This is a genomic window from Streptomyces sp. NPDC001410 (assembly GCF_042895235.1).
Classification (GTDB): domain Bacteria; phylum Actinomycetota; class Actinomycetes; order Streptomycetales; family Streptomycetaceae; genus Streptomyces.
Genome location: NZ_JBIAWE010000001.1, coordinates 531,151 through 553,585, shown reverse-complemented (window position 1 = coordinate 553,585; position 22,435 = coordinate 531,151). Strand labels below are relative to the sequence as shown.

18 protein-coding genes are annotated in these 22,435 nt (G+C 72.6%); 15 read left to right on the top strand and 3 right to left on the bottom strand.

From position 1 onward, the window contains the following. Nucleotides 1-240 precede the first annotated feature (240 nt). Both ACFY3C_RS02410 and ACFY3C_RS02405 read right to left on the bottom strand, forming a co-directional pair. Nucleotides 241-1,005, bottom strand: coding sequence for a crotonase/enoyl-CoA hydratase family protein (locus tag ACFY3C_RS02410; protein ID WP_386576914.1), 765 nt, complete (start codon nucleotides 1,003-1,005; stop codon nucleotides 241-243). A 45-nt stretch (nucleotides 1,006-1,050) separates the two neighbouring features. Continuing rightward, nucleotides 1,051-2,034, bottom strand: a complete 984-nt coding sequence (locus tag ACFY3C_RS02405; RefSeq protein ID WP_390769405.1) for a YbhN family protein — start codon at nucleotides 2,032-2,034, stop codon at nucleotides 1,051-1,053. Between the two features lie 195 nt (nucleotides 2,035-2,229). On the opposite strand from ACFY3C_RS02405, the gene ACFY3C_RS02400 reads away from it, so the two are divergent. From ACFY3C_RS02400 to ACFY3C_RS02345, 12 genes are all read left to right on the top strand, one after another. Next, nucleotides 2,230-4,107: an ABC transporter ATP-binding protein gene (locus ACFY3C_RS02400; protein WP_390769541.1), complete on the top strand. Its 1,878-nt coding sequence runs from the start codon at nucleotides 2,230-2,232 to the stop codon at nucleotides 4,105-4,107. Nucleotides 4,108-4,298: 191 nt separating this feature from the next. Continuing rightward, complete coding sequence (locus ACFY3C_RS02395; RefSeq protein ID WP_390769404.1) at nucleotides 4,299-5,657, top strand: lectin; 1,359 nt, start codon at nucleotides 4,299-4,301, stop codon at nucleotides 5,655-5,657. 21 nt (nucleotides 5,658-5,678) lie between these two features. Beyond that, nucleotides 5,679-7,871 (top strand): RICIN domain-containing protein, encoded by a 2,193-nt coding sequence (locus ACFY3C_RS02390; RefSeq protein WP_390769403.1) that lies wholly within the window; start codon nucleotides 5,679-5,681, stop codon nucleotides 7,869-7,871. A 109-nt stretch (nucleotides 7,872-7,980) separates the two neighbouring features. Continuing rightward, entirely contained in the window at nucleotides 7,981-10,356 is a 2,376-nt protein-coding gene (locus ACFY3C_RS02385; RefSeq protein WP_390769402.1) for a glycoside hydrolase family 65 protein, read from the top strand. Between the two features lie 45 nt (nucleotides 10,357-10,401). After that, nucleotides 10,402-11,169, top strand: a complete 768-nt coding sequence (locus ACFY3C_RS02380) for a LytR/AlgR family response regulator transcription factor (protein WP_390769401.1) — start codon at nucleotides 10,402-10,404, stop codon at nucleotides 11,167-11,169. 249 nt (nucleotides 11,170-11,418) lie between these two features. Continuing rightward, a complete protein-coding gene (locus tag ACFY3C_RS02375; protein WP_390769400.1) occupies nucleotides 11,419-11,634 on the top strand; it encodes a hypothetical protein in 216 nt (71 codons plus the stop codon). Next, the gene (locus ACFY3C_RS02370; protein ID WP_390769399.1) at nucleotides 11,631-13,379 is read left to right on the top strand and encodes a cation acetate symporter; all 1,749 of its coding nucleotides are present in this window, start codon (nucleotides 11,631-11,633) and stop codon (nucleotides 13,377-13,379) included. Before ACFY3C_RS02375 ends, ACFY3C_RS02370 begins: the two co-directional genes overlap by 4 nt. Next, nucleotides 13,376-13,516, top strand: coding sequence for a hypothetical protein (locus ACFY3C_RS02365; RefSeq protein ID WP_390769398.1), 141 nt, complete (start codon nucleotides 13,376-13,378; stop codon nucleotides 13,514-13,516). The genes ACFY3C_RS02370 and ACFY3C_RS02365 overlap by 4 nt, the downstream gene beginning before the upstream one ends. Beyond that, nucleotides 13,513-14,721, top strand: coding sequence for a sensor histidine kinase (locus tag ACFY3C_RS02360; protein ID WP_390769397.1), 1,209 nt, complete (start codon nucleotides 13,513-13,515; stop codon nucleotides 14,719-14,721). Before ACFY3C_RS02365 ends, ACFY3C_RS02360 begins: the two co-directional genes overlap by 4 nt. Nucleotides 14,722-14,777: 56 nt before the next feature. Further along, nucleotides 14,778-15,347: a DUF6817 domain-containing protein gene (locus ACFY3C_RS02355; protein ID WP_390769396.1), complete on the top strand. Its 570-nt coding sequence runs from the start codon at nucleotides 14,778-14,780 to the stop codon at nucleotides 15,345-15,347. A gap of 42 nt (nucleotides 15,348-15,389) precedes the next feature. After that, nucleotides 15,390-16,148 carry an IclR family transcriptional regulator gene (locus tag ACFY3C_RS02350; protein ID WP_390769395.1) on the top strand — a complete coding sequence of 253 codons (759 nt, stop codon included), beginning with the start codon at nucleotides 15,390-15,392 and terminating at the stop codon, nucleotides 16,146-16,148. A 99-nt stretch (nucleotides 16,149-16,247) separates the two neighbouring features. Next, entirely contained in the window at nucleotides 16,248-17,474 is a 1,227-nt protein-coding gene (locus tag ACFY3C_RS02345; RefSeq protein ID WP_390769394.1) for a PP2C family protein-serine/threonine phosphatase, read from the top strand. Here the strand turns inward: ACFY3C_RS02345 and ACFY3C_RS02340 are convergent. Next, a complete protein-coding gene (locus ACFY3C_RS02340; protein WP_390769393.1) occupies nucleotides 17,414-17,839 on the bottom strand; it encodes an ATP-binding protein in 426 nt (141 codons plus the stop codon). The two genes, ACFY3C_RS02345 and ACFY3C_RS02340, sit on opposite strands and share 61 nt — an antisense overlap. Before the next feature lie 198 nt (nucleotides 17,840-18,037). Here ACFY3C_RS02340 and ACFY3C_RS02335 point away from each other — a divergent pair, with 198 nt between their 5' ends. The 3 genes from ACFY3C_RS02335 (at nucleotide 18,038) to ACFY3C_RS02325 (ending at nucleotide 22,427) form a co-directional block, all read left to right on the top strand. Next, nucleotides 18,038-18,805 carry an IclR family transcriptional regulator gene (locus ACFY3C_RS02335; RefSeq protein ID WP_386576900.1) on the top strand — a complete coding sequence of 256 codons (768 nt, stop codon included), beginning with the start codon at nucleotides 18,038-18,040 and terminating at the stop codon, nucleotides 18,803-18,805. 45 nt (nucleotides 18,806-18,850) lie between these two features. Beyond that, nucleotides 18,851-20,365: a glycerol kinase GlpK gene (glpK, locus tag ACFY3C_RS02330; RefSeq protein ID WP_390769392.1), complete on the top strand. Its 1,515-nt coding sequence runs from the start codon at nucleotides 18,851-18,853 to the stop codon at nucleotides 20,363-20,365. A gap of 109 nt (nucleotides 20,366-20,474) precedes the next feature. Continuing rightward, nucleotides 20,475-22,427: a tetratricopeptide repeat protein gene (locus ACFY3C_RS02325; RefSeq protein WP_390769391.1), complete on the top strand. Its 1,953-nt coding sequence runs from the start codon at nucleotides 20,475-20,477 to the stop codon at nucleotides 22,425-22,427. Nucleotides 22,428-22,435 lie beyond the last annotated feature (8 nt).

Genomic DNA, 22,435 nt, shown 5'->3' with positions numbered 1-22,435 from the left:
GGGTAGGACCGGTGCTTGCAGGTCCGGGTGGGACCGGTGCTTGCAGGTCCGGGTGGGACCGGTGCCTCCAGGTCCGCGTGGGGCCGGTGCTCCCAGGCCCGGGTGGGACCCGTGCTCCCAGGCCCGGGTGGGACCAGTGCTCGCAGGTCCGCGTAGGACCGGCGCTCACAGGTCCGTGCAGGGCCCCTGCTCACAAGTCCGCGTAGGACCGGTGCTCCCAGGTCCGCGTAAGCCCCCTGCTCACAGGTCCCCGTAAGACCCGTGCCGCCCCGCACCCCCGGCGAAGCGTGCCGCTCCCTCCAAGCCCTCCGCCAGCACGCTCATGCCGTACCGCAGCTCGCCGCGCAGGGCGCTCCGCTCGTCCATGCCCTCCTGGTCCAGCGCCGAGGCCCGGTCGCCGCGCAGGCAGGCCTGCGGGAAGCGGGCGATCCGGGCCGCCAGCTCCTCGGCCTCCGCGCGGGCGTGGCCGGTCGGGACGATTCGGCTGGCGAGCCCGATGTCGTAGGCCTCGCGGGCCGGGACCGGGCGGCCGGTGAGGATCATGTCCATGGCCCGGCCGGCGCCGATCAGCCGGGGCAGCCGTACCGTGCCGCCGTCGATCAGCGGTACGCCCCAGCGGCGGCAGAACACCCCGAACACGGCGTCCTCCTCGGCGACCCGGAGGTCGCACCACAGGGCCAGTTCGAGGCCGCCCGCCACGGCGTGCCCGGCGACGGCGGCGATCACCGGCTTGGACAGCCGCATCCGGGTCGGCCCCATCGGGCCGTCGCCCTCCTCGGCGACCCGGTTGCCGCGCTCGCCGCCCATCGCCTTCAGGTCGGCGCCCGCGCAGAACGTGCCGCCCTCGCCCCACAGCACCGCCACCCGCGCGTGCTCGTCGGCCTCGAACTCCCGGAAGGCCGTGGCGAGTTCGGCGGCCGTGGGCCCGTCCACCGCGTTGCGGACCTCGGGGCGGGACAGGACGATCGTGGTGACGTGTTCCTTGTGCTCCACACGGACCGGCACGGCGGATGCTCCTTCTGAGGGGGCGGCTCGGAGGGCCACTCTGCCTCAGATGACCTTCAGCCGCACCAGTGCCCCCAACGTCAACGCGCCCGGCAGCAGCGGGACCCAGACGGTGATGATGCGGTAGGCGAGCACCACCGCCGTGGCCACCGCCACCGGGCCGCCCGCTGCCACCAGCGCCACGATCAGTGCCGCCTCGACCGAGCCGAGCCCGCCCGGCGTGGGCACCAGCGCCACCGCGACCGTCGCGGCCAGGTACGCGAGCGCCATGTGCGCGGGCGGCACCGGCAGCCCCAGCGCCTGCCCCACCGCCACCAGGCCGGCCGCCTGGAGCGCGGGGAAGGCGAGCGAGCCGCCCCACAGCGCCAGCGCCCGGGCCGGACGCGTGTGCACCGAGCGGGCCTCGCCCAGGGCGGTGCGGACGAAGCCGAGCACGGGCGTGCGCAGGCGTCGTACGAGCGCCAGCGCCGCCACCGCCACCACGAGCACCGCGCCCGCGATGGCCAGCACCGGTCCGACATCCCCGTCGGGGAGGAGGGTGCCGAGTCGCAGCGCGTCGGGGAAGGCGACCAGCAGCGCGGCCAGCAGGCTCAGCCGGCCGACCGACTCGGCGAGCAGGTACAGCGCGAGAGCCGCGGAGGAGCGGGCCAGCGGCACCCCGCACACGCTCATGAACCGCAGGTTGACCGCGCCCGCGCCCAGACCCGTCGGCAGCAGGTGGTTGGCCGAGCCCGCCGCGAACTGCGTCGCCAGCAGCCGCCACCGGGGCAGCCGCTGGACGACGGCGCCCTGCCGGGTCACGGCCGCGGCCACCCAGGTCAGACAGGTGGCGCCGGCCGCCGCCAGCAGCCAGGGCCACGAGGCGGTCCGCAGCTGTCCGAAGCCCTCGGCGAGCACCGACCGGTGCCGCACCGCGACGACGGCGACGAGCAGGAGCGGAAGCAGGCACAGGATCTGCCGCACGGGGACGCGCCGGGCGAGCCGGGGGAGGCGTCCCTCATGGAGGTCGGGGAGTCGTACCGCTGTCACATCGGGAGAGGTTTTCCGCGCCGTGCCAACGGCGGGTGGCCGAAGCGGGGACGGCGGCTTACGGACGGGCAGCGGATGAGAGGGGAGGGTCATCGGGGCCTTCGCGTGCGAGGACGTAGAGGACGTAGATGGGGATGAAATGACGCGGACCTTGACCTCAACGAAGCTTGAGGTCCTACGTTCTCTCCCATGAGCATGGAGACCACCGCCTGGACGCAGCTGCACAGCGTGATGACCGCGCAGCAGGAACGCCGCCCCTTCGCCCGCGCCACGCTGCGCCGTATCGCCGCCTTCGCCCGCCCGCACCGCGCGGGCATCGTCCGCTTCGTACTGCTCGGGGTGGTGACCGCACTGCTCGCGGTCGCCACGCCCGTGCTCGCCGGCAGCGTCGTCGACACGATCGTGGCGGGTCACGACTCCGGGAAGGTCGTCCGGCTCTCGTTGCTCATCGCGCTGGTCGCCCTCGCGGAGGCGGGGCTCGGCATCCTCGGTCGGCGCCTGTCGGCGACGCTCGGGGAGGGACTCATCCTCGACCTGCGCACGGCCGTGTTCGATCATGTGCAGCGCATGCCTGTCGCGTTCTTCACACGTACCCGTACGGGTGCGCTGGTCAGCCGTCTCAACAACGACGTGATCGGCGCCCAGCGGGCGTTCGCCAACACCCTGTCGGGCGTGGTGACCAACCTGGTGACCCTGGTGCTCACCCTCGCCGTGATGCTCACCCTGTCCTGGCAGATCACCCTGCTCGCGCTGGTGCTGCTGCCGGTGTTCGTGCTGCCGGCCCGCCGCATGGGCAGCCGGATGGCCCGGATGCAGCGGGAGGCGGCGGCGCTGAACGCGGCCATGGGCACCCGGATGACCGAGCGCTTCTCCGCGCCCGGCGCCACCCTGGTCAAGCTGTTCGGCCGCCCGGAGGAGGAGTCGGCCGAGTTCGCGGACCGCGCCCGCCGGGTGCGCGACATCGGGGTGCGCACGGCGACCGCCCAGTCGGTGTTCATCACCGCCCTCACCCTCGTCTCCGCCCTCGCCCTGGCCCTCGTCTACGGCCTCGGCGGCTGGTTCACGCTGCGCGGCACCCTGGAGGCGGGCGCGGTCGTCTCCCTCGCCCTGCTGCTGACCCGGCTCTACGCCCCGCTCACCGCGCTCGCCGGAGCCCGCGTGGAGGTGATGAGCGCGCTGGTCAGCTTCGAGCGGGTCTTCGAGGTGCTCGACCTGAAGCCGCTCATCGAAGAGAAGCCGGACGCCGTCGAGGTGCCCGAGGGCCCGGTCGCGGTCGAGTTCGAGGACGTCACCTTCTCCTACCCGTCCGCCGACCAGGTCTCCCTCGCCTCCCTGGAGGAGGTCGCCGTACTCGACACCCGCGGCGGCGCCGAGGTCCTGCACGGCATCTCCTTCCGCGCCGAACCCGGCCGGACCGTCGCCCTCGTCGGCTCCTCCGGCGCCGGCAAGTCCACCATCGCCCAGCTGCTGCCGCGCCTGTACGACGTCGACGCCGGGGCCGTGCGCATCGGCGGGACCGACGTCCGGGACCTGACCGCCGCCTCCCTGCGGGCCACCCTCGGCATGGTCACCCAGGACGGCCACCTCTTCCACGACACCGTCCGCGCCAACCTGCTGCTCGCCCGCCCGACCGCCACGGACGAGGAGCTGTGGGACGCCCTCGGCCGCGCCCGCCTGGCCGAGGTCGTACGGTCCCTGCCCGACGGTCTGGACACGGTCGTCGGCGAACGCGGCTACCGGCTCTCCGGCGGTGAGCGCCAGCGCATGACCATCGCCCGGCTGCTGCTGGCCCGCCAGCGCGTGGTCATCCTCGACGAGGCCACCGCCCACCTGGACAACACCTCCGAGGCGGCCGTGCAGGAGGCGCTCACCGAGGCCCTGGAGGGCCGTACCGCCGTGGTGATCGCCCACCGTCTGTCCACCGTCCGGGCCGCCGACCAGATCCTGGTCGTCGAGGCCGGCCGGATCGTGGAGCGGGGCACGCACGACGAACTCCTCGCGGCGGGCGGCCGGTACGCGGAGCTGCACCGCACGCAGTTCGCCCAGAAGGACGACGAGGTGACCGCGGTCTGAGCCGGAAGCGGGGGGGTGGGCTGCTTCCCGGCTGCCGCCCACCCCTTGCTGCCCACCCCCTTGACTCCAGTGGTCCGGACCTTTAACTTCACGCCTTAAACAAAGACTCCGGATGCGCTCAACACCCAGCTGCCACACCTGTGTTGGGCATGCGCCCGGGCACCCCCCCACGCGAAAGGCCGCCCCCGCACATGGCCAGACCACTCCCCGCAGCCGTCTCGCTCGCCGCCCTGTCCCTCGCCACCGGCCTGCTCACCGCGGCCCCGGCCCAGGCCGCCACCGGCACCATCACCGGTCTCGCCGGAAAGTGTCTCGACGTCGCCGGGGCGAGTTCCGCCAACGGCACGGCCGTTCAGCTCTACGACTGCAACGGCACCGCCGCCCAGCAGTGGACGGTCGGCAGCGACGGCACCGTCCGCGCCCTCGGCAAGTGCCTCGACGTCACCGGGAACCCCACCGCCGACGGCGCCAAGGTCCAGTTGTGGTCCTGCACCGGCGGCGCCAACCAGAAGTGGACCGTCACCGCCGCCCACGACATCGTCAACCCGCAGGCCGACAAGTGCCTGGACGTCACCGACAACTCCTCGGCCAATGGCGCCCGCGCCCAGATCTGGAGCTGCAGCGGCGGCGCCAACCAGAAGTGGAACGCGCCCGCGGCAGACGGCGGCACCGCCCCGTCCGCACCGATGGCCGTGGCGCCGTACCTCTACAACGGCTGGGGCAGCCCGCCGAACCCGAGCACGATCACCCAGGCCACCGGCGTGAAGTGGTTCACGCTCGCCTTCGTGCTCAGCAACGGCTACTGCAACCCCCAGTGGGACGGCAGCCGCCCGCTGACCGGCGGAGTCGACCAGCAGACCGTCAACACCGTGCGGGCGAACGGCGGTGACATCATCCCGTCCTTCGGCGGCTACAGCGGCAACAAGCTGGAGAGCTCCTGCTCCAGCGCGGGCGAACTCGCCGCCGCCTACCAGAAGGTGATCAACGCCTACGGCCTGAAGGCGATCGACATCGACATCGAGGCCGACGCCTACAGCAACCCCACCGTGCAGCAGCGCACCGTGGACGCGCTCAAGACCGTGAGGGCCAACAACCCCGGTCTGAAGGCGTACATCACCATCGGCACCGGGCAGAGCGGCCCCGACACCAGCCTCATCAACCGGGCCGCCTCCTCCGGGCTGACCGTGGACGCCTGGGCGATCATGCCGTTCGACTTCGGCGGCGCCGGACAGAACATGGGCAACCTGACCACACAGGCCGCCGAAGGCCTGAAGAACGCGCTGAAGAACGCCTACCACTACAGCGACGACCAGGCCTACCGGGACATGGGCATCTCGTCCATGAACGGCATCACCGACAACAACGAGACCGTCACGGTGAGCGACTTCCGCACCATCCTGGCCTACGCCCAGCAGCACCACCTCGCCCGGCTCACCTTCTGGTCCGCCAACCGCGACCGCCCGTGCACCGGCGGCCCCGCCGACAGCTGCTCCGGCGTCTCCCAGTCCGCCTGGGACTACACCCGCGTCTTCGCCGGCTACACCGGCTGATCCCGCCCGCTAGGAGAACCCGTGCTTCCCCTCACCCGCCGTCGCAGACCGACGACCGGCGCGCTGGTCGCCGTGGCCGCCGCGTCCCTGCTCACCGCGGCACCCGCGCGGGCCGCGACCTCCGTGGCCGCCGCCCTGCCCACCGGCCTCGCCACCGTCGTCAACGCCGCGAGCGGCAAGTGCCTGGACGCCAAATCGGCCGGCACCGCCAACGGCACCGTCGTGCAGCAGTACACCTGCAACGGCACCACCGCACAGGAGTGGAGCTTCACCGCGACCGGCGACGGCTACGTCCGTATCGGCAACGGCAACAACACGGGCCAGGTCGTGGACGTCGCCGACGTCTCCACCGCCGACAACGCCCAGGTGCACCTGTGGAGTTACGGCGGCGGCGCCAACCAGCAGTGGCTGCCGGTGGACGACGGCGGCGGCGCCTTCCACTTCGTCAACCGGGGCAGCGGCAAGTGCCTGGACGATCCGGGCGCCTCGCTCGCGGACAGCGTGCAGTTCGTGCAGTACACGTGCAACGGCACCGCCGCCCAGCGCTTCCAGGTGGTCCCGGTGACCCAGTCCGCCGGCAACCCCGACCTCGGCCCGAACGTCGTCGTCTTCGACCCGTCGATGTCGTCCTCGGCCATCCAGGGCAAGCTCGACACCGTCTTCAAGCAGCAGGAGACCAACCAGTTCGGCTCCCAGCGCTACGCCGTGCTGTTCAAGCCCGGCGCCTACAGCGCGGACGTCAACGTCGGCTTCTACACCCAGGTGCTGGGCCTCGGCCTCACCCCCGACGCCGTCTCCGTCAACGGCGCGGTGCACGCGGAGGCGGACTGGTTCCAGGGCAACGCCACCCAGAACTTCTGGCGCGGAGCCGAGAACCTGTCGGTCAACCCCAGCGGCGGCAGCGACCGTTGGGCGGTCTCGCAGGCGGCGCCGTACCGGCGCATGCACCTGCGGGGCAACCTGGCCCTGGACGACGGCGGCTGGTCCAGCGGCGGCTACCTCGCCGACAGCAAGGTCGACGGACAGGTCAATTCCGGCAGCCAGCAGCAGTGGCTGACCCGCAACTCCCAGCTGGGCAGCTGGACCGGCTCCAACTGGAACATGGTCTTCGTCGGCAGCCAGGGCGTACCGTCCACCAGCTTCCCCAAGCCCCCGTACACGACGGTCGCGCAGAGCCCGGTCACCCGGGAGAAGCCGTTCCTGTACGTCGACGGCAAGGGCGCCTACCAGGTGTTCGTGCCGGCGGTGCGGTCCAACTCCACCGCGACCGGCTGGGCCGGCTCCGGCCCGGCGGGCAGCTCGCTGTCCCTGGACACGTTCTACGTGGTCAAGCCGGGCGCGACCGCCTCCCAGATCAACTCCGCGCTCGCCGCGGGCAAGAACCTCCTCGTCATCCCGGGCGTCTACCACCTGGACCAGACCCTTAAGGTGACCCGCCCCGACACCGTCGTCCTCGGCCTGGGCCTCGCCACCTTCGTCCCGGACAACGGCATCACCGCGATGACCGTCGCCGACGTCGACGGCGTGAAGATCGCGGGCCTGCTCTTCGACGCCGGCACCACCAGCTCGAAGACCCTGCTCGAGGTCGGGCCGACCGGCTCCGCCGCCTCCCACGCGGCCGACCCGACCTCCCTGCACGACGTCTACGTCCGCGTCGGCGGCGCGGGCGTCGGCAAGGCCGCCACCGGCATCGTCGTCAACAGCGACAACGTCATCGGCGACCACATGTGGATCTGGCGCGCCGACCATGGCAGCGGCGTCGGCTGGACCAGCAACACCGCCGACACCGGGCTCGTGGTCAACGGCGACGACGTGACCATGTACGGGCTGTTCGTCGAGCACTTCCAGAAGTACCAGGTGCTCTGGAACGGCAACGGCGGCCGCACCTACTTCTTCCAGAACGAGATGCCCTACGACCCGCCGAACCAGGCGGCGTGGATGAACGGCTCCACCCAGGGCTACGCCGCCTACAAGGTCGCCGACTCCGTGACCAGCCACCAGGCCTACGGCCTCGGCAGCTACTGCTACTTCAACGTCAACCCCTCCGTCACCGCCGCGCACGCCATCGAGGCACCGAACACCTCCGGCGTCCGCTTCACCAGCATGGTGACCGTCTCACTCGGCGGCACCGGCACCATCAGCCACGTCGTCAACAACACGGGCGGCCCCTCCAACTCCGCCACCAACGTGGCCGACCTCGTGAGCTACCCCTGACCGGTGCGACGGGCGAGGACAGGGGGACCTCGCCCGTCGCCCCCCTTCCGCAGGCCGATCTCCCGACACCGAGGCAGACTGGACCGAGGAGGACGGAAGGACCGCTTCGGTGACGGGTCTGCTGTGGGAGTACGACGGCTACGACCCCGCGGAGGAACGCCTGCGGGAGTCCCTGTGCACCCTCGGCAACGGCTACTTCGCCACCCGCGGGGCGCTGCCCGAGTGCGCCGCGGACGCGGTGCACTACCCCGGCACCTACGCGGCCGGCTGCTACAACCGGCTCACCTCCGAGATCGCCGGGCGCCGGGTCCAGAACGAGGACATGGTCAACCTGCCCAACTGGCTGCCGCTCCGCTTCCGCCCCACCGGGAGCGACTGGCTCACCCCCGACACCGCCCCAGTCATCGAACACCAGCAGGTCCTGCACCTGGACCCGGGCGTACTGGAGCGCCGTACCCGCTACCGGCTCGGCGCCGACGGCACACTCCTCGTCCGCCAGCTCCGCCTCGTCCACATGGCCGACCCGCACCTCGCCGCCCTGCGCACCGACCTCACCACCGAGGGCCGCACCGCCGAGCTGGACGTCGAGGCCGCGCTCGACGGGAGCGTCACCAACTCCGGCGTGGCCCGCTACCGGGACCTGGACGGCCGCCACCTCACCCATGTGGAGACGGGCAGCGGGACCGCGCCCGCCACGATGTGGCTGCGCTGCCACACCCGCACCTCGGACATCGCCGTCGGGCTCGCCTCCCGGCTGGTCGCCGACGTGCCGGTGTCGGACGCCCACGAGACGTTGCGGGCCGTACAGCACCTGCGGCTGTCCCTGGAGCCCGGACGTACGGTCACCGTCGACAAGACCGTCGCCCTGCACACCTCCCACGACCCCGCCATCAGCGACCCGCTGTGCGCGGCCCTCGACCGGGTCGCCGACGCGCCCGGCTTCGACGAGCTGCTCACCTCGCACCTCACCGCCTGGGAGCAGCTGTGGCGGCGGGCCGAACTCGACGTACCCGGAGATCCCGGCCGCATCCTGCGCCTGCACCTCTTCCACGTGCTGCAGACCCTCTCCCCGCACACGGCCGACCTCGACGTCGGCGTGCCCGCACGCGGACTGCACGGCGAGGCGTACCGGGGACACGTCTTCTGGGACGAGCTGTTCGTCCTGCCCTACCTCAACCTCCATCTGCCCGAGGTCTCCCGCGCCCTGCTCCACTACCGCCACCGCCGCCTGGACGCGGCCCGGCACGCGGCCCGCGAGGCCGGCCTGCGCGGCGCTCTGTACCCGTGGCAGAGCGGCAGCGACGGCCGCGAGGAGACCCAGGAGCTGCACCTCAACCCCCGCTCGGGGCGCTGGCTGCCCGACCACTCCCGGCTGCAGCGGCATGTCGGCTCGGCCGTGGCGTACAACGTGTGGCAGTACTGCGAGGCCAGCGGCGACATGGACTTCCTGCACACCGAGGGCGCCGAGACGCTCCTCGAGATCGCCCGCTTCTGGGCCGACTCGGCCACCTACGACGAACACCTCGGCCGGCACCGCATCCGGGGCGTGGTCGGCCCCGACGAGTACCACGACGCCTACCCCGGCGCACCCGAACCCGGCCTGGACGACAACGCGTACACCAACGTCACCGCCGCCTGGGTCCTCATCCGCACCCTGGACCTGCTGCGCTCCCTGCCCGAGCCGCGCCGCCGCGAACTCGTCGAGAGCACCGGCCTGGAGGAGGGCGAACTCGCCCGCTGGGAAGAGGTCTCCCGCACCCTCCACGTGCCCTTCCACGACGGCGTGGTCAGCCAGTTCGACGGCTACGGCAACCTCGCCGAACTGGACTGGCACGGCTACCGCGAACGGTACGGCAACATCCGGCGCCTGGACCGGATCCTGGAGGCGGAGGGCGACACCGTCAACCGCTACAAGGCGTCCAAACAGGCCGACGTCCTGATGCTCGGCTACCTGTTCCCACCGGCCGAACTCCACTCCCTCTTCGCCTGGTTGGGCCACCGCCTCGACGAGGACACCTGGACCGCCACGGTCGATTACTACCTGCACCGCACCACGCACGGCTCCACCCTCAGCGGACTGGTCCACGGCTGGATCCTGGCCCGCGCCCGCCGCGCCGACGCCTGGTCCTTCGTCCAGGAGGCGCTGCGCGGGGACATCGCCGACGTCCAGGGCGGCACCACCGGCGAGGGCATCCACCTCGGTGCCATGGCCGGCACCCTCGGCCTCGTCCAGCGCTGCCTCACCGGCCTGGAGACCCGCGACAGCGAACTCTGGCTCGACCCGGTCCCGCTCCCGGAACTCTCCTCGTACGGCTTCTCGTTGCGCTACCAGGGCCACTGGGGCGTACGGCTGCGGCTGCGCCACGGCCAGCTGGAGGCCGCCATGCCGAAGGCCTCGGGGCCCACACCCATCGACATCCGGCTGCCGGACCGCGTGGTGCGCGTCGGTCCGGGGGAGAGGGTGCGCATGCGGCTGCCGGACTGACAGTCTGGGTGTTCGCAGGGAAGCGGAGACGAGGAGATGCGGGAGATGCTGCGCGCACTCGCGGTGGACGACGAGGAACCCGCCCTGGAGGAGCTGCTGTACCTGCTGGGCGGGGACCCGCGGATCGGCACCGTCCTGCCCGCCCCGGACGCCACCGAGGCGCTGCGCCTGCTCGAACGGGCCAGGGTGTCCGGGCCGGACGGCGCCGAGGCCGTCGACGTCGTCTTCCTCGACATCAACATGCCCGGCCTCAGCGGCCTCGACCTGGCCGACCTGCTCGGCGGCTTCGCCGCACCGCCGCTGATCGTCTTCGTCACCGCCCACGAGGACTTCGCGCTGAGGGCGTTCGACCTCAAGGCCGTGGACTATCTCCTCAAGCCCCTGCGCAAGGAGCGCTTCGCGGAAGCCGTACGGCGCGTCACCGAGCTGACCCGGGCCGTGCAGGGCCCGGCGGGCGCGCTCGGCGACCAGGTGCCCGTGGAACTGGGCGGGGTGACACGCTTCGTCCCCATCGCCGACATCACCTACGTCGAGGCGCAGGGCGACTACGCGCGCCTGCACACCCCGCACGGCAGCCACCTGGTGCGGATCCCGCTGTCCGCGCTGGAGGAACAGTGGCGCTCCCGCGGCTTCGTCCGCATCCACCGCAGCCGCCTGGTCGCCCTCGGCCGCATCGAGGAACTGCGCCTGGACGGCGGCAACCTGACCGTCCGCGTCGGCGACCGGATCCTCGCCGTGAGCCGCCGCAACGCCCGGGAACTGCGGGACCTGCTGGCGCGGCAGGCCCAGGGCGCGGTGGGCAGGCCGCGATGACCGCGGCCGGCTGTGGCGAGCGTGTGCGAACCTCGTCCGGCGTCTACCTCACCGATGACGCGCTGCGTACACTCGCCGCAACAAGGTGATCACCGCGGCGTCGGGGAGTGCGTCATGGGTGCGGAGTCCGTCCCTCGCAGGGAAGTGGTCACCGGACGGCCCAGCACCGACCGCACCGACCGAACCAGCCTGCCTCGGCCCCGCCCCGCGGCCACCCGAGCCGACGACGACTCGGCCGTAAGATCGTTGATGCGCCGTCAGATCCGGGCGGCGCTCACCGCCACCCTCCTGCTCGCGGCCTCGCTGGGCCTGCTCCCCGTACTGCTGCGGATGCTTCCGCCCGCCGACACCTGGCCGAGCGTCTGGCTCGTCCTGGGCGTGGCGCCGTATCCCGCCCTGCTGTGCACCGGCGCCTGGTACGTCCACCGTGCCGAGCGCAACGAGGGTGACGTGACCGCGCGTTGAACCAGACGTACGGAATAGCCGGCGTGACGGCCGTGGTCCTGGCCACGGTGCTCGTCGGCGCGCTGGGTCTGCGGATCTCCCGGACCACCTCGGACTTCTACGTCGCCTCGCGCAGCGTGCCGCCCCGGCTCAACGCGTTCGCCGTCAGCGGCGAGTACCTGTCCGCCGCCTCCTTCCTCGGCGTCACCGGACTGGTCCTCGCCCAGGGCGTCGACATGCTGTGGTTCCCGATCGGCTACACCGCCGGATTCCTGGTCCTGCTGGCCTTCGTCGCCGCCCCGCTGCGCCGCTCCGGCGCCTACACCCTGCCCGACTTCGCCGAGGCACGGCTGGAGTCCCGGGCCGTCCGCCGGATCGCGAGCGTGCTCGTCGTCGGCGTCGGCTGGCTCTATCTGCTGCCCCAACTGCGCGGCGCCGGACTGACCCTGCGGCTGCTCACCGGCGCGCCCAGCTGGTTCGGCGGCCTGGTCGTCGCCGCCGTGGTCACCGTGGCGGTGGCCGCCGGAGGCATGCGCAGCATCACCTTCGTCCAGGCGTTCCAGTACTGGCTGAAACTCACCGCCCTGCTGGTGCCCGCCGTGTTCCTGCTGCTCGCCTGGCGCGCGGACCACACCCCGGCCCCGTCCTGGGACGAACGGCCCCTCTTCCACCGCTCCACACCGGTGCGGTTCGACAGTCCGCTGACCCTCACCGTCCATGAGCCGGTACGGATCACCGCGACCGGAACCGTCGACGGACGGGCCCTGGACGGCGGCCCGCTCACCCTCGACGCAGGCCCCCACCGGATCGGCGCCGACACCACCCTGCGCTTCCCGCCCGGCGCCCGCGTGCCCCGGCCCGACGAAGGCATTGCCCGGGCGGCCCCGTCGAGCTGGGCGAACCCGCTCTCGGCCGGCCGCGAACAGCAGGGCCTGTACGCCACCTACGGGCTGATCCTCGCCACGTTCCTCGGCACCATGGGCCTGCCGCACGTCGTCGTGCGCTTCTACACCAACCCCGACGGCCGCGCCGCCCGCCGCACCACCCTCGTCGTACTCGGCCTGCTCGGCGCCTTCTACCTGCTGATCCCGCTCTACGGTGCGCTCGGCCGCCTCTACGCGCCCGACCTGCTGCTCACCGGCGACACCGACGCGGCCGTCCTCGTGCTGCCGCAGCGGCTGATCGGCGGGGTCGGCGGCGACCTGCTCGGCGCCCTCGTCGCGGGCGGCGCCTGCGCGGCGTTCCTGTCCACCGTCTCCGGACTCACCATGTCCGTCGCCGGCGTCCTCGCCCAGGACGTGCTGCCGACCCTCGGCATCCGGCACTTCCGGCTGGCGACACTGCCGGCGATCGCCGTACCCACCGCCGCCAACAGCGTCGTCAGCGACCTGCCCGTGGCCGACGCGGTCGGCCTGGCCTTCGCCGTGTCCGCCTCCTCGTTCTGCCCGCTGCTCCTTCTCGGCATCTGGTGGCGCGGCCTCACCCCGCCCGGCGCCGTCGCCGGACTGCTCCTCGGCGGCGGCTCGGCGCTCACCGCGGTGACTGTGACCATCGCGGGCGGCGCCCGCTCCGGCCCGCTGCACACCCTGATGGCCTGGCCCGCCGTCTGGTCGGTGCCCGTGGGGTTCGCGGCGATGGTCCTGATCTCCCTGGCCACCCGCGCCCGCGTCCCGGCGAGCGCCGCCGCCACGATGGCCCGGCTCCATCTGCCGGAGACGCTCGCCGGGAGGCCCGCCCTGCTCGACGACTCCCAGGGGCGCCTGTGAGCGCACTCGGCACCGTCGTCCTGGCCGTCCGCGTCTGCGTCGCGGCGAGCGGCGCCGCCACGATGGCCCGGCTCCATCTGCCGGAGACGCTCGCCGGGAGGCCCGCCCTGCTCGACGACTCCCAGGGGCGCCCGTGAGCGCACTCGGCACCGTCGCTCTGGCCCTCGCCGCGCTCGCCCTGTTCGTGCTCGGTGCCGCCCTCGGTCATGCCGGCGCCCGCCGGCAGCAGGAGAACCCGGCGGGTCCCGGCACCCCCGTCGAACGGGCCACCTTCCACACCCTGCACACCGCCTCGCTCGCCGCACCGCCCCTGCGCGCCGGCCTCACCCCGGACACCGCCCGCAAGGCGGCTCGGCGACTTCGCCCCCTGCTCGGCACGGTCGCCCTCGCCCTCACCGACGAGGAGGCCGTGCTGGCCTGGGACGGCGTCGGCGACCACCACCGGGACCAGGCCGAGGCGCACCTCGCCCAGGCCCTGCGCACCGGCCGTACCCAGACCTTCGCGCTGTCCTGCGAAGACGACACCTGCCCCGTCCGCCGGGGGGTCGTGGCACCGCTCAGCGTCGACGGCCGGGCCCCCGGCACGCTCGCCGCGTTCGGCGACCAGGAGTCCGCCGTGATCGTGCGGGCCGCCGAGGAAGTGGCCCGCTGGGTCTCCGTCCAGCTCGAACTCGTCGACCTGGACCGGGCCCGCTCCGGCGTGATCGAGGCCGAGATCCGGGCCCTGCGCGCCCAGATCTCCCCGCACTTCATCTACAACTCCCTGGCGAGCATCGCCTCGTTCGTCCGTACCGACCCCGAGCGGGCCCGCGAACTCCTCCTGGAATTCGCCGACTTCACCCGCTACTCCTTCCGTCGGGGCGGCGACTTCACCACCCTCGCGGAGGAGTTGCGCTCCATCGAGCAGTACCTCGAACTCGCCCGCGCCCGCTTCGGCAGACGCCTGGAGGTGACCCTGCGGATCGCCCCCGAGGTGCTGCCGGTCACCCTGCCCTTCCTCTGCCTGCAACCCCTCGTCGAGAACGCGCTCAAACACGGTCTGGAGGACTCCGTCGAGCGCAGCCGCATCACGATCATCGCGGAGGACGAGGGCACCGAGGCCCGGGTCGTCATCGAGGACAACGGCGTCGGCATGGACCCGCAGCGCCTGCGCGAGATCCTGCGCGGCAGGAGCGACCCGTCCGCCGGCATCGGCCTGAGCAACGTGGACATGCGGCTGCGCCAGGTGTACGGCGACGCGCACGGCCTGGTCATCGAGACCGGCGTCGGGGCCGGCACGAAGATCACCGTACGCGTCCCGAAGTTCCGCTCCGGCGTCCGTCCGGCCCACCCGACGACGTGACGGCTACGACGTGACCGCTACGACATGAACGCGACGACCTGGGAGAGAAAGAGCGCATGGACACGAACACGGAGCCCGCCTTCCCCGCCGCCGACCGGGCCGTGGCCCTGCTGCGCGACCTGGGAGCGGAAGGCATGGCGCACCCCGGCGGCACCCTCCTCGCGCACCTGAGGCGCGTCCAGGACCGGCTCGCCCTGTGGCAGGCCCGCCCCGCCCTCCAGCTCGCCGGGCTCTGCCACGCGTTCTACGGCACCGACGGCTTTCCCACCGGACTGCTGCCCGTGGACCGCCGTACGGACCTCGCGGCGGTGATCGGCGCCGAGGCCGAGGAGATCGTCTACGTGTACGCCTCCTGCGACCGTAAGGCCACCTACCCGGACCTCGCCCGGCCCGGCGCCCCCGTCCACGACCGCTTCACCGGCCTCTCCCGGGTTCCGGAGCCGCAGCTGCGCCGGGACTTCGCAGAACTGTCGGCCGCGAACGAACTCGACCTCGCCCGCATCGACACCGCCTTCCGCGACCGGTGGGGCCCCGACCTCCTCGCCCTCTTCACCCGGCTCCAGGACCTGCTCAGCGCCGACGCCTGGCGCGACTGCCGCACGGTCCTGGCCGCGCCCGCGCAGTGATTCCTGCTTGCCTGTGCCGGGTGCCCGACGCAGGCTGTTCATATGGGCGCTCAGGACGGCCCGACGCTCATCACGTCCGTGCAGCGAGCCTTCCGGCTGCTGGAGGCGGTGAGCGCGCACGAGAACGGCGCGCCGGCGAAACAGCTGGCACGCGAGACCGGGCTGCCCCTGGCCACCGCCTATCACCTGCTGCGCACCCTGGTCCACGACGGATACCTGCGCAAACTCGACGACGGTGTCTTCGTCCTGGGCGAGAAGCTGGCGTCGCTGCACGCGGCGGGCAACACACAGGCCCTGCTCACCCGCGTCCGCCCGACGCTCGCCGGGCTGCGGGACGAGCTGGCCTGCGCCGCCTACCTCACGTTCTACGAGGACGGCGAGATCAGGGTCGCCGAGATCGTCGACGGCCCCCGCGCGCCCAGGGCGGAGCTGTGGGTGGGGTTCGAGGACGCCGCACACGCCACCGCGCTGGGCAAGTCCGTGCTGCGGGAACTGGACGGGGACGGCCGCCAGGAATACCTGTCCCGGCACCGCCTCCCCGATCTCACGCCGCGGACCATCACCAGCCGTCCGGAACTGCTGCGCAGGCTCGACACCTCCCCGCTGGCACCGGCCGTCACGGACCTGGAGGAGTACGCACTCGGCACGGTGTGCGTCGCCGTGCCCGTCTACTGCGGGGACACGCTCGGCTCGCTCGGTGTCTCCCTGCCGGTGGAGCGGCATGCGCAGCTCCAGGAGATCCGGTCCCGGCTGATCACGATCGCGAGCCGTGTGACCAGGAGCCTCTCGCTCACTATCTGAAAATCCACGCCTTGTGGCTGCCCACGCTCAGCCCGTTTCCTGGACTGACCGGACATTCCGGGATGTGTACCCCGTAAAGGCGAGGACTTCGGACTAGACATGAGCCAGGCGCGACACCACTGGCCGATACGGCTGTCGAGCAAGCGAGCGGACCTGCCCCGGACAGCCGCCCACCGGCGTGCCGCCGGGCCGCTCGCCGCCGGACTGCCCGTGCTGCCGGTGCTGATCGTCTCTGCCATCGTCATCGTCGACCTCGCCGGTGGCGCGGGGATGATCTGCCTGCCGCTGCTGGTGGCCGGGCCCGCGCTGGCCGCGACCACCAACGGGCCGCGTGGCGTGCTCTGCGTCGGTCTCCTGGCCGTGGTGCTGGGCGCGGTGCTGGGCACCAGTGGTGGGGTTCCCGCGCGCGAACTGGCGGCCGTGCTGTCCGCCCTGCTGGCCGTCACCGGGGCGAGTGCCCTGGCCAGCGCGCTGCGCGGCCGCCGGGAACGGGTCCTCGCGGCCGTCCGCACGGTCGCCGAGGCCGCCCAGCACGCCCTCCTCCAGCCCGTCCCGGAGACCGTCGGTCCGTTCCAGGTGGCCGTCCGCTACAGCGCGGCCGCGGCCGAGGCCCGGATAGGCGGGGATCTCTACGCCCTCGTGTCCACCCCGCACGGGGTCAGGCTGATCGTCGGCGACGTGCGGGGCAAGGGGCTGCCGGCGGTGGGGACCGCCGCACTGGTGCTCGGCGTCTTCCGTGAGGCCGCCTACGACGAGCCCGACCTGCTCGCCGTCGTCGGCCGGATCGAGCGGAGCCTGGCGCGCAATCTCGGCCCCGACGACTTCGTGACCGCCGTGGTCGCCGGCTACCCGGGGACGGGGCGGCTGGAGGTCGTGAACTGCGGACACGCGCCCCCGCTGATGATCTCCGCGTCCGGTGAGGTCGAGGCGGTGGAGGCCGACGATCCCGCTCCGCCGCTCGGGCTGCGCGCCCTGTCGGGTCAGGCCCCGCGCCTCCAGGTCCTGCCCTTCGCCGACGGAGACCAGCTGCTGCTCTACACCGACGGGGTGACCGAGGCCCGGGATCACGCTCGCGAGTTCTACCCGCTGGCCGAAGGAGTGGCCCGGCACGCGTGCGACGAGCCGGCGCGGACGCTCACCGCGCTCCATGACGAACTGCTGGCCCACGTGGGCGGGCGGCTGCACGACGACGCCGCCCTGCTTCTGCTGCGCAAGGAGACCGTGGCCGAACCCGTCTTTGCGCAGTCCCGGTCGGAGGCCGGGCCTCAGGCGGCGACGAGGTCGGCCCAGCGGGTGACCCCGCCGGCGTGGACGCGTATGCCGTGACGCGTCGCGAGGGCGTGCACGATCGCCTCGCCCCGGCCGTGCTCGTCCGGGTCGATCCCGGCCCGGGACTGTCCGCCCAGCAGTGCGGGACCGGTGTCGGTGACCTCGACGCGCAGGGCGCAGCGCTCGTCGGACCGCATCCACGACAGGCGGAGCCTGGCCGGGGGCAGGGCGTGCACGATCGCGTTGGTGACCAGCTCGGACACCATGAGCAGAGCGTCGTCGACGATCTCCGAGGACACGTCCCAGTCGGCGAGGACGGCGCGCACACGGCGGCGTACGGCCGGGACGGCGCCGGTGACGGGAGGCAGCGGACACACGTGTTCGCACGCCTCACGCACCAGCGTGTTGAGCTGAGCCGCCATGTTCACTCCTCGGGTGTTCCTGCCTGCCGCGCGCCGTTCCGTGGTCGCTTTTCCGGGCTGTGAAGCACGTTATGGAGACAAACCGGGCGGGTCAATGAACGACGGTCGGCATTACCGAACGCCCCGCGTCCCGCCCGAAGCCTCGGCGCCCCATCCGCCCGTGAAGCGAAGCGCCTGTGGCGGTAATACGCTCGCTACATGGCCGGCCCAGTCCAGTCGATCGAACGGGCGGCGGCGATCCTGCGGCTGCTGGCCGCCGGGCCCCGCCGACTCGGGCTAGGCGAGGTGGCGGCCTCGCTCGGCCTGGCCAAGGGCACCGCCCACGGCATCCTGCGCACACTCCAGCACGTGGACTTCGTGGAACAGGACGCGGCGACCGGAAAGTACCAGCTCGGGGCCGCCCTGCTGCACCTCGGCACCAGCTACCTGGACGTCAACGAGCTGCGGTCGCGCTCCCTCAACTGGGCCGACGCCCTCGCCGCCCGCAGCGGGGAATCGGTGCGCCTCGGGACCCCGCTGGAGGGCCGGGTTCTCGTGGTCCATCACGTGTTCCGGCCGGACGACACCTTCCAGACCCTGGAGGTGGGCTCGCTGCTGCCCCTGCACGCCTCCTCGCTCGGCAAGGTACTGCTGGCCTACGGGGCGGCGTCCCTGGAGCCGGGCCAGGAACTGCAGCTGGAGTCGTACACCCGGCACACCCTGGTCACTCCCGAGCAGCTGACCCGGGCGCTCGCCGAGGTCCGGGAACTCGGCTGGGCCGCGGAGATCCAGGAGATGAGCATGGGCGAGGCGGGGCTCGCCGCGCCGATCCGGGGCCACGGCGGCCTCGTCGTCGGCGCCATCGGGCTGTCCGGGCCCGTCGAGCGGATCTGCGACAGCCAGGGCCACCCCCGCCCGAGTCAGATCACCCTGATCCGCGAGGCCTCGCGGGCGATCTCCAGAGACCTGGGGGCCACTCGCTGGTAGACCCGGACCCGCCGCTCCCCGACCCGTCGGAAGGCAGACCCGATCATGGCTGAACGGTACGTAATGTCCATCGATCAGGGGACCAACTCCACCCGATGCATTCTGTTCGACCACCGTGGACGGCTGGTGTCGGTCGCGCAGAGGGAGCACCAGCAGCACTTCCCCCGGCCCGGCTGGGTCGAGCACGACGCCGTCGAGATCTGGCACAACCTGCGGCGGGTCGTGCCCGAGGCCCTGTCCGGCGTCGGCCTCGACACGGGACAGGTCGCCGCCATCGGCCTGGCCAACCAGCGGGAGACCACCGTGCTCTGGGACCGGCGCACGGGCGCCCCGCTGGGCCGGGCGATCGTCTGGCAGGACACCCGCACGGCGCCGCTCGTCGAGGCGCTCGGACAAGAACCCGGAGAGGAGTTCTTCCTGGAGCGGTGCGGTCTGCCGCCCTCCACCTACTTCTCGGCGCTGCGGATCCGCTGGCTGTTCGACCACGTCAAGGGCCTGGAACAGCGTGCCAAGGACGGCGAGGTGCTGTTCGGAACGATCGAGAGCTGGCTGATCTGGAACATCACCGGCGGCGCCGACGGCGGCCTGCACATCACCGACCCCACCAACGCCAGCCGCACGATGCTGATGAACATCCGCAGCCTCACCTGGGACGAGGAACTCCTGGCCTTCTTCGGCGTGCCCCACTCGATGCTGCCCGAGATCAGGTCCTCCGCCGAGACGTACGGCGACGCGCGCTCGCTGCTTCCGGGCGTCTCCATCACGGGCGCCCTCGGCGACCAGCAGGCCGCCCTCTTCGGCCAGACCTGCTTCTCCCCGGGCGAGGCGAAGTGCACCTACGGAACGGGCAGCTTCCTGCTGCTCAACACCGGCAACGACCTCGTACGGTCCCGGAACGGACTCCTCACCACCGTCGCCTACAAGATCGGGGACTCGCCGCCCGCCTACGCCCTGGAAGGTTCGATCGCCGTCACCGGCGCACTGGTCCAGTGGTTCCGCGACCGGCTGGGACTGATCAGCAGCGCTCCGGAGATCGAGACCCTCGCGCGGTCGGTCGAGGACAACGGCGGCTGCTACATCGTGCCCGCCTTCTCGGGTCTGTTCGCGCCCCACTGGCGCAGCGACGCGCGCGGGGTCATCGTCGGCCTCACCTCGTACATCACCAAGGGACACCTGGCCCGAGCCGTCCTGGAGGCCACTGCATGGCAGACGCGCGAGGTCGTCGACGCCATGAACGCCGACTCCTCGCTCGCCCTCAAGCAGCTCAAGGTGGACGGCGGTATGACGGCCGACAACCTGCTCATGCAGTGCGTGGCCGACGTGCTCGACGTCCCCGTGGTGCGGCCGATGGTCGCCGAGACCGTCTCCCTCGGCGCCGCCTACGCGGCCGGCCTCGCCGCCGGCTACTGGTCGGACCTGGAGGTACTGCGCCGCAACTGGCACCGGGCCGGCCAGTGGCTGCCCGACATGGACCCCGAGGTGCGGCAGTGGGAGTACGAGAACTGGCAGCGGGCCGTGGAGCGGTCGCTGGGGTGGGTGAGACCGCCGCGGCCTTCCTGAGCCGGGCTCTGCGTCAGGGCTGCGGTCCGGCCTGGGCGGCCAGGGCCGCGGACGTGGCGAGTGCCTGCGCGAAGGCTCCCACACGCGGGGCAGCAGACCCCCGCAGGACATGGCGGGCCTGTCCGCCTACCTGCTCGACCGGGAACGCCGGCACTGGACCCGGCTCTACGAACTCCGGCTGGAGGGCCTCGGCTTCGAGACCCCGCCCAGCTCCATGAGCCAGGTGGTCTTCACCGCGGCCCTCACCGGCGCCGCCGCGCACTCGGACGGCACCGCGCTGCTGGGCGGTCTCGGTCTGGAGCGTCCCGGGCGGCTGCTCACCGACCACACCACCTGTTACCCGCCCGAGGAGCCCGGCGCCGTCCTCGAACCGCTCTACCCCGACCGGCTCGCCGAGGACTTCCTCGCCCTGAGCCTGCCCGGACACCAGGTGACCGGCCATCCCACCGCTCCCTGGGCGGCGGACGTCGTCGGCGCGCTCGTCGCCCGCGCCCCGGACGGCTCGCCACCCGCCCACCTCGCCCGCGCCCTGACCTTCCTGGCCTCGGCGGCCGCGCCGCACCGCTGGCCGCACGCCGTCCGGCACCTGGAAACCCTGCTGCACGCGGACCCGGCCCTGGCGGTCGACGCCGGCGGTGCCGCCCTGACCGCGCTCGCCGCCCTCGACCTCGCCCCCGCCGTCCTGGAAGCCGTCGACGCGCATCTGCCCCGCCAGGGTCAGCCGGACCTCGACGCCGGGATCGCCGCCTTCACCCGGCGCCTCACCGACCACCGGCTCGCCGCCACCGACGACCCCGCCGAACACGCCCGGCTCTACCAGGACCTCGGGTTCCGCATGCTGCGCGCAGGCCATCGGGACGACGCCATGGCCGTCACCGAGCAGGCGGTCGCCATCCTCCTGCGGCTGGCCGCCGCCGACGGCGGTGCGTACGAGCCGGCTCTGGCCACCGCCCTGGCCGAGCTGAGCGAGCGAGCCTTCGCGGCGGACCGTGCGGAGGCGAGCCGCCGCGCCGTCGAGGAGGCCGTCGGTATCTTCCGGCGGCTGACCGCCGTCGACGCGGCGTACGAAGGGGGCCTCGCCGTCTCCCTGTCCTACCTGGGTCAGGGCATGACGGAGGCACGCGAGCCCGAGGAGGGCCTCGCGGCGACCGAGCGGGCCATGGGGATCTTCCAGCGGCTGGCGGCCACCGACCCCGCGACCTACGAGCCGGGTCTCGCCATGACGCTGTCGAACGCGGCCATCTACTCCTGGCGGTTGCGGCGTTGGTCGGACGCCCTGACCGCTGCCGAGCGCGCGCTGGCCGTCGTCCGGCGACTGGTGGCCGCCGGACCCGCGGCCCACGCGTCCGACCTCACCCGGGCCGTCGCGGTGGACGAGTCCGACCTGGCGACAGCCCTGTCCAACTTGGGCTTCTACCTGTGGGGCGCGCGCCGCCGGGACGAGGCGGTGATCGCCCTGAGGGAGGCGGTCGGGATCAACCGGCGGCTGGCCGAGGCCAATCCCACCGCCCATGAGGCCGAGCTGGCCAGGGTCCTGTCCTCCCCTCGGCACCTACCTCTCGCACAGCGGGCAGGGGAAGGAGGCCCTGGTCGTCAGCGAGGAGGCCATGGACCTCTGTCGGCGGCTCGCGGCGGAACGCCCCGCCGAGTTCGAGAAGCTGCTGCGCAAGGTGTCCGAGGCCCACGAGGCGGTGGGGAACCGGCTGAGCGGCGAGGGGAACAGGACCTGGACGCTGGAGGAGCACTACGTGACCCTCCTCAACCAGGACGAGGTCTGGCAGGACGCGCAGGACCGCCGCCACCGGCTCGACGACATGGACCCCGGTTACTGCGGGAACGTGCTGCGCTTCCTGCTCCGGCGGGCCGACGTCGTCTTCGAGACGCTGGCCGACGGGCTCGTCGTCTCCGCCGAGTCGCTCGGCCGGTGGGACGGCGAGGACGCCGAGGCGTGGCTCGCCCGGCAGCCGCTCGTGGTCGCGCTGCGCCGCCGCTCGGAGGGCAGGCCCGCCCGGCCGGAGTCCTGCCACTGCGGATACGCGATCCAGCCCGGCTGGAATCATGATCACTGCT

Coding starts and splice junctions, on each gene's coding strand:
- ACFY3C_RS02400 (WP_390769541.1), top strand. CDS start 2,230: ATGGAGACCACCGCCTGGACGCAGCTGCACAGCGTGATGACCGCGCAG.
- ACFY3C_RS02395 (WP_390769404.1), top strand. CDS start 4,299: ATGGCCAGACCACTCCCCGCAGCCGTCTCGCTCGCCGCCCTGTCCCTC.
- ACFY3C_RS02380 (WP_390769401.1), top strand. CDS start 10,402: ATGCTGCGCGCACTCGCGGTGGACGACGAGGAACCCGCCCTGGAGGAG.
- ACFY3C_RS02375 (WP_390769400.1), top strand. CDS start 11,419: ATGCGCCGTCAGATCCGGGCGGCGCTCACCGCCACCCTCCTGCTCGCG.
- ACFY3C_RS02355 (WP_390769396.1), top strand. CDS start 14,778: ATGGACACGAACACGGAGCCCGCCTTCCCCGCCGCCGACCGGGCCGTG.
- ACFY3C_RS02350 (WP_390769395.1), top strand. CDS start 15,390: ATGGGCGCTCAGGACGGCCCGACGCTCATCACGTCCGTGCAGCGAGCC.
- ACFY3C_RS02345 (WP_390769394.1), top strand. CDS start 16,248: ATGAGCCAGGCGCGACACCACTGGCCGATACGGCTGTCGAGCAAGCGA.
- ACFY3C_RS02340 (WP_390769393.1), bottom strand. CDS start 17,839: ATGGCGGCTCAGCTCAACACGCTGGTGCGTGAGGCGTGCGAACACGTG.
- ACFY3C_RS02335 (WP_386576900.1), top strand. CDS start 18,038: ATGGCCGGCCCAGTCCAGTCGATCGAACGGGCGGCGGCGATCCTGCGG.
- glpK (WP_390769392.1), top strand. CDS start 18,851: ATGGCTGAACGGTACGTAATGTCCATCGATCAGGGGACCAACTCCACC.
- ACFY3C_RS02325 (WP_390769391.1), top strand. CDS start 20,475: ATGGCGGGCCTGTCCGCCTACCTGCTCGACCGGGAACGCCGGCACTGG.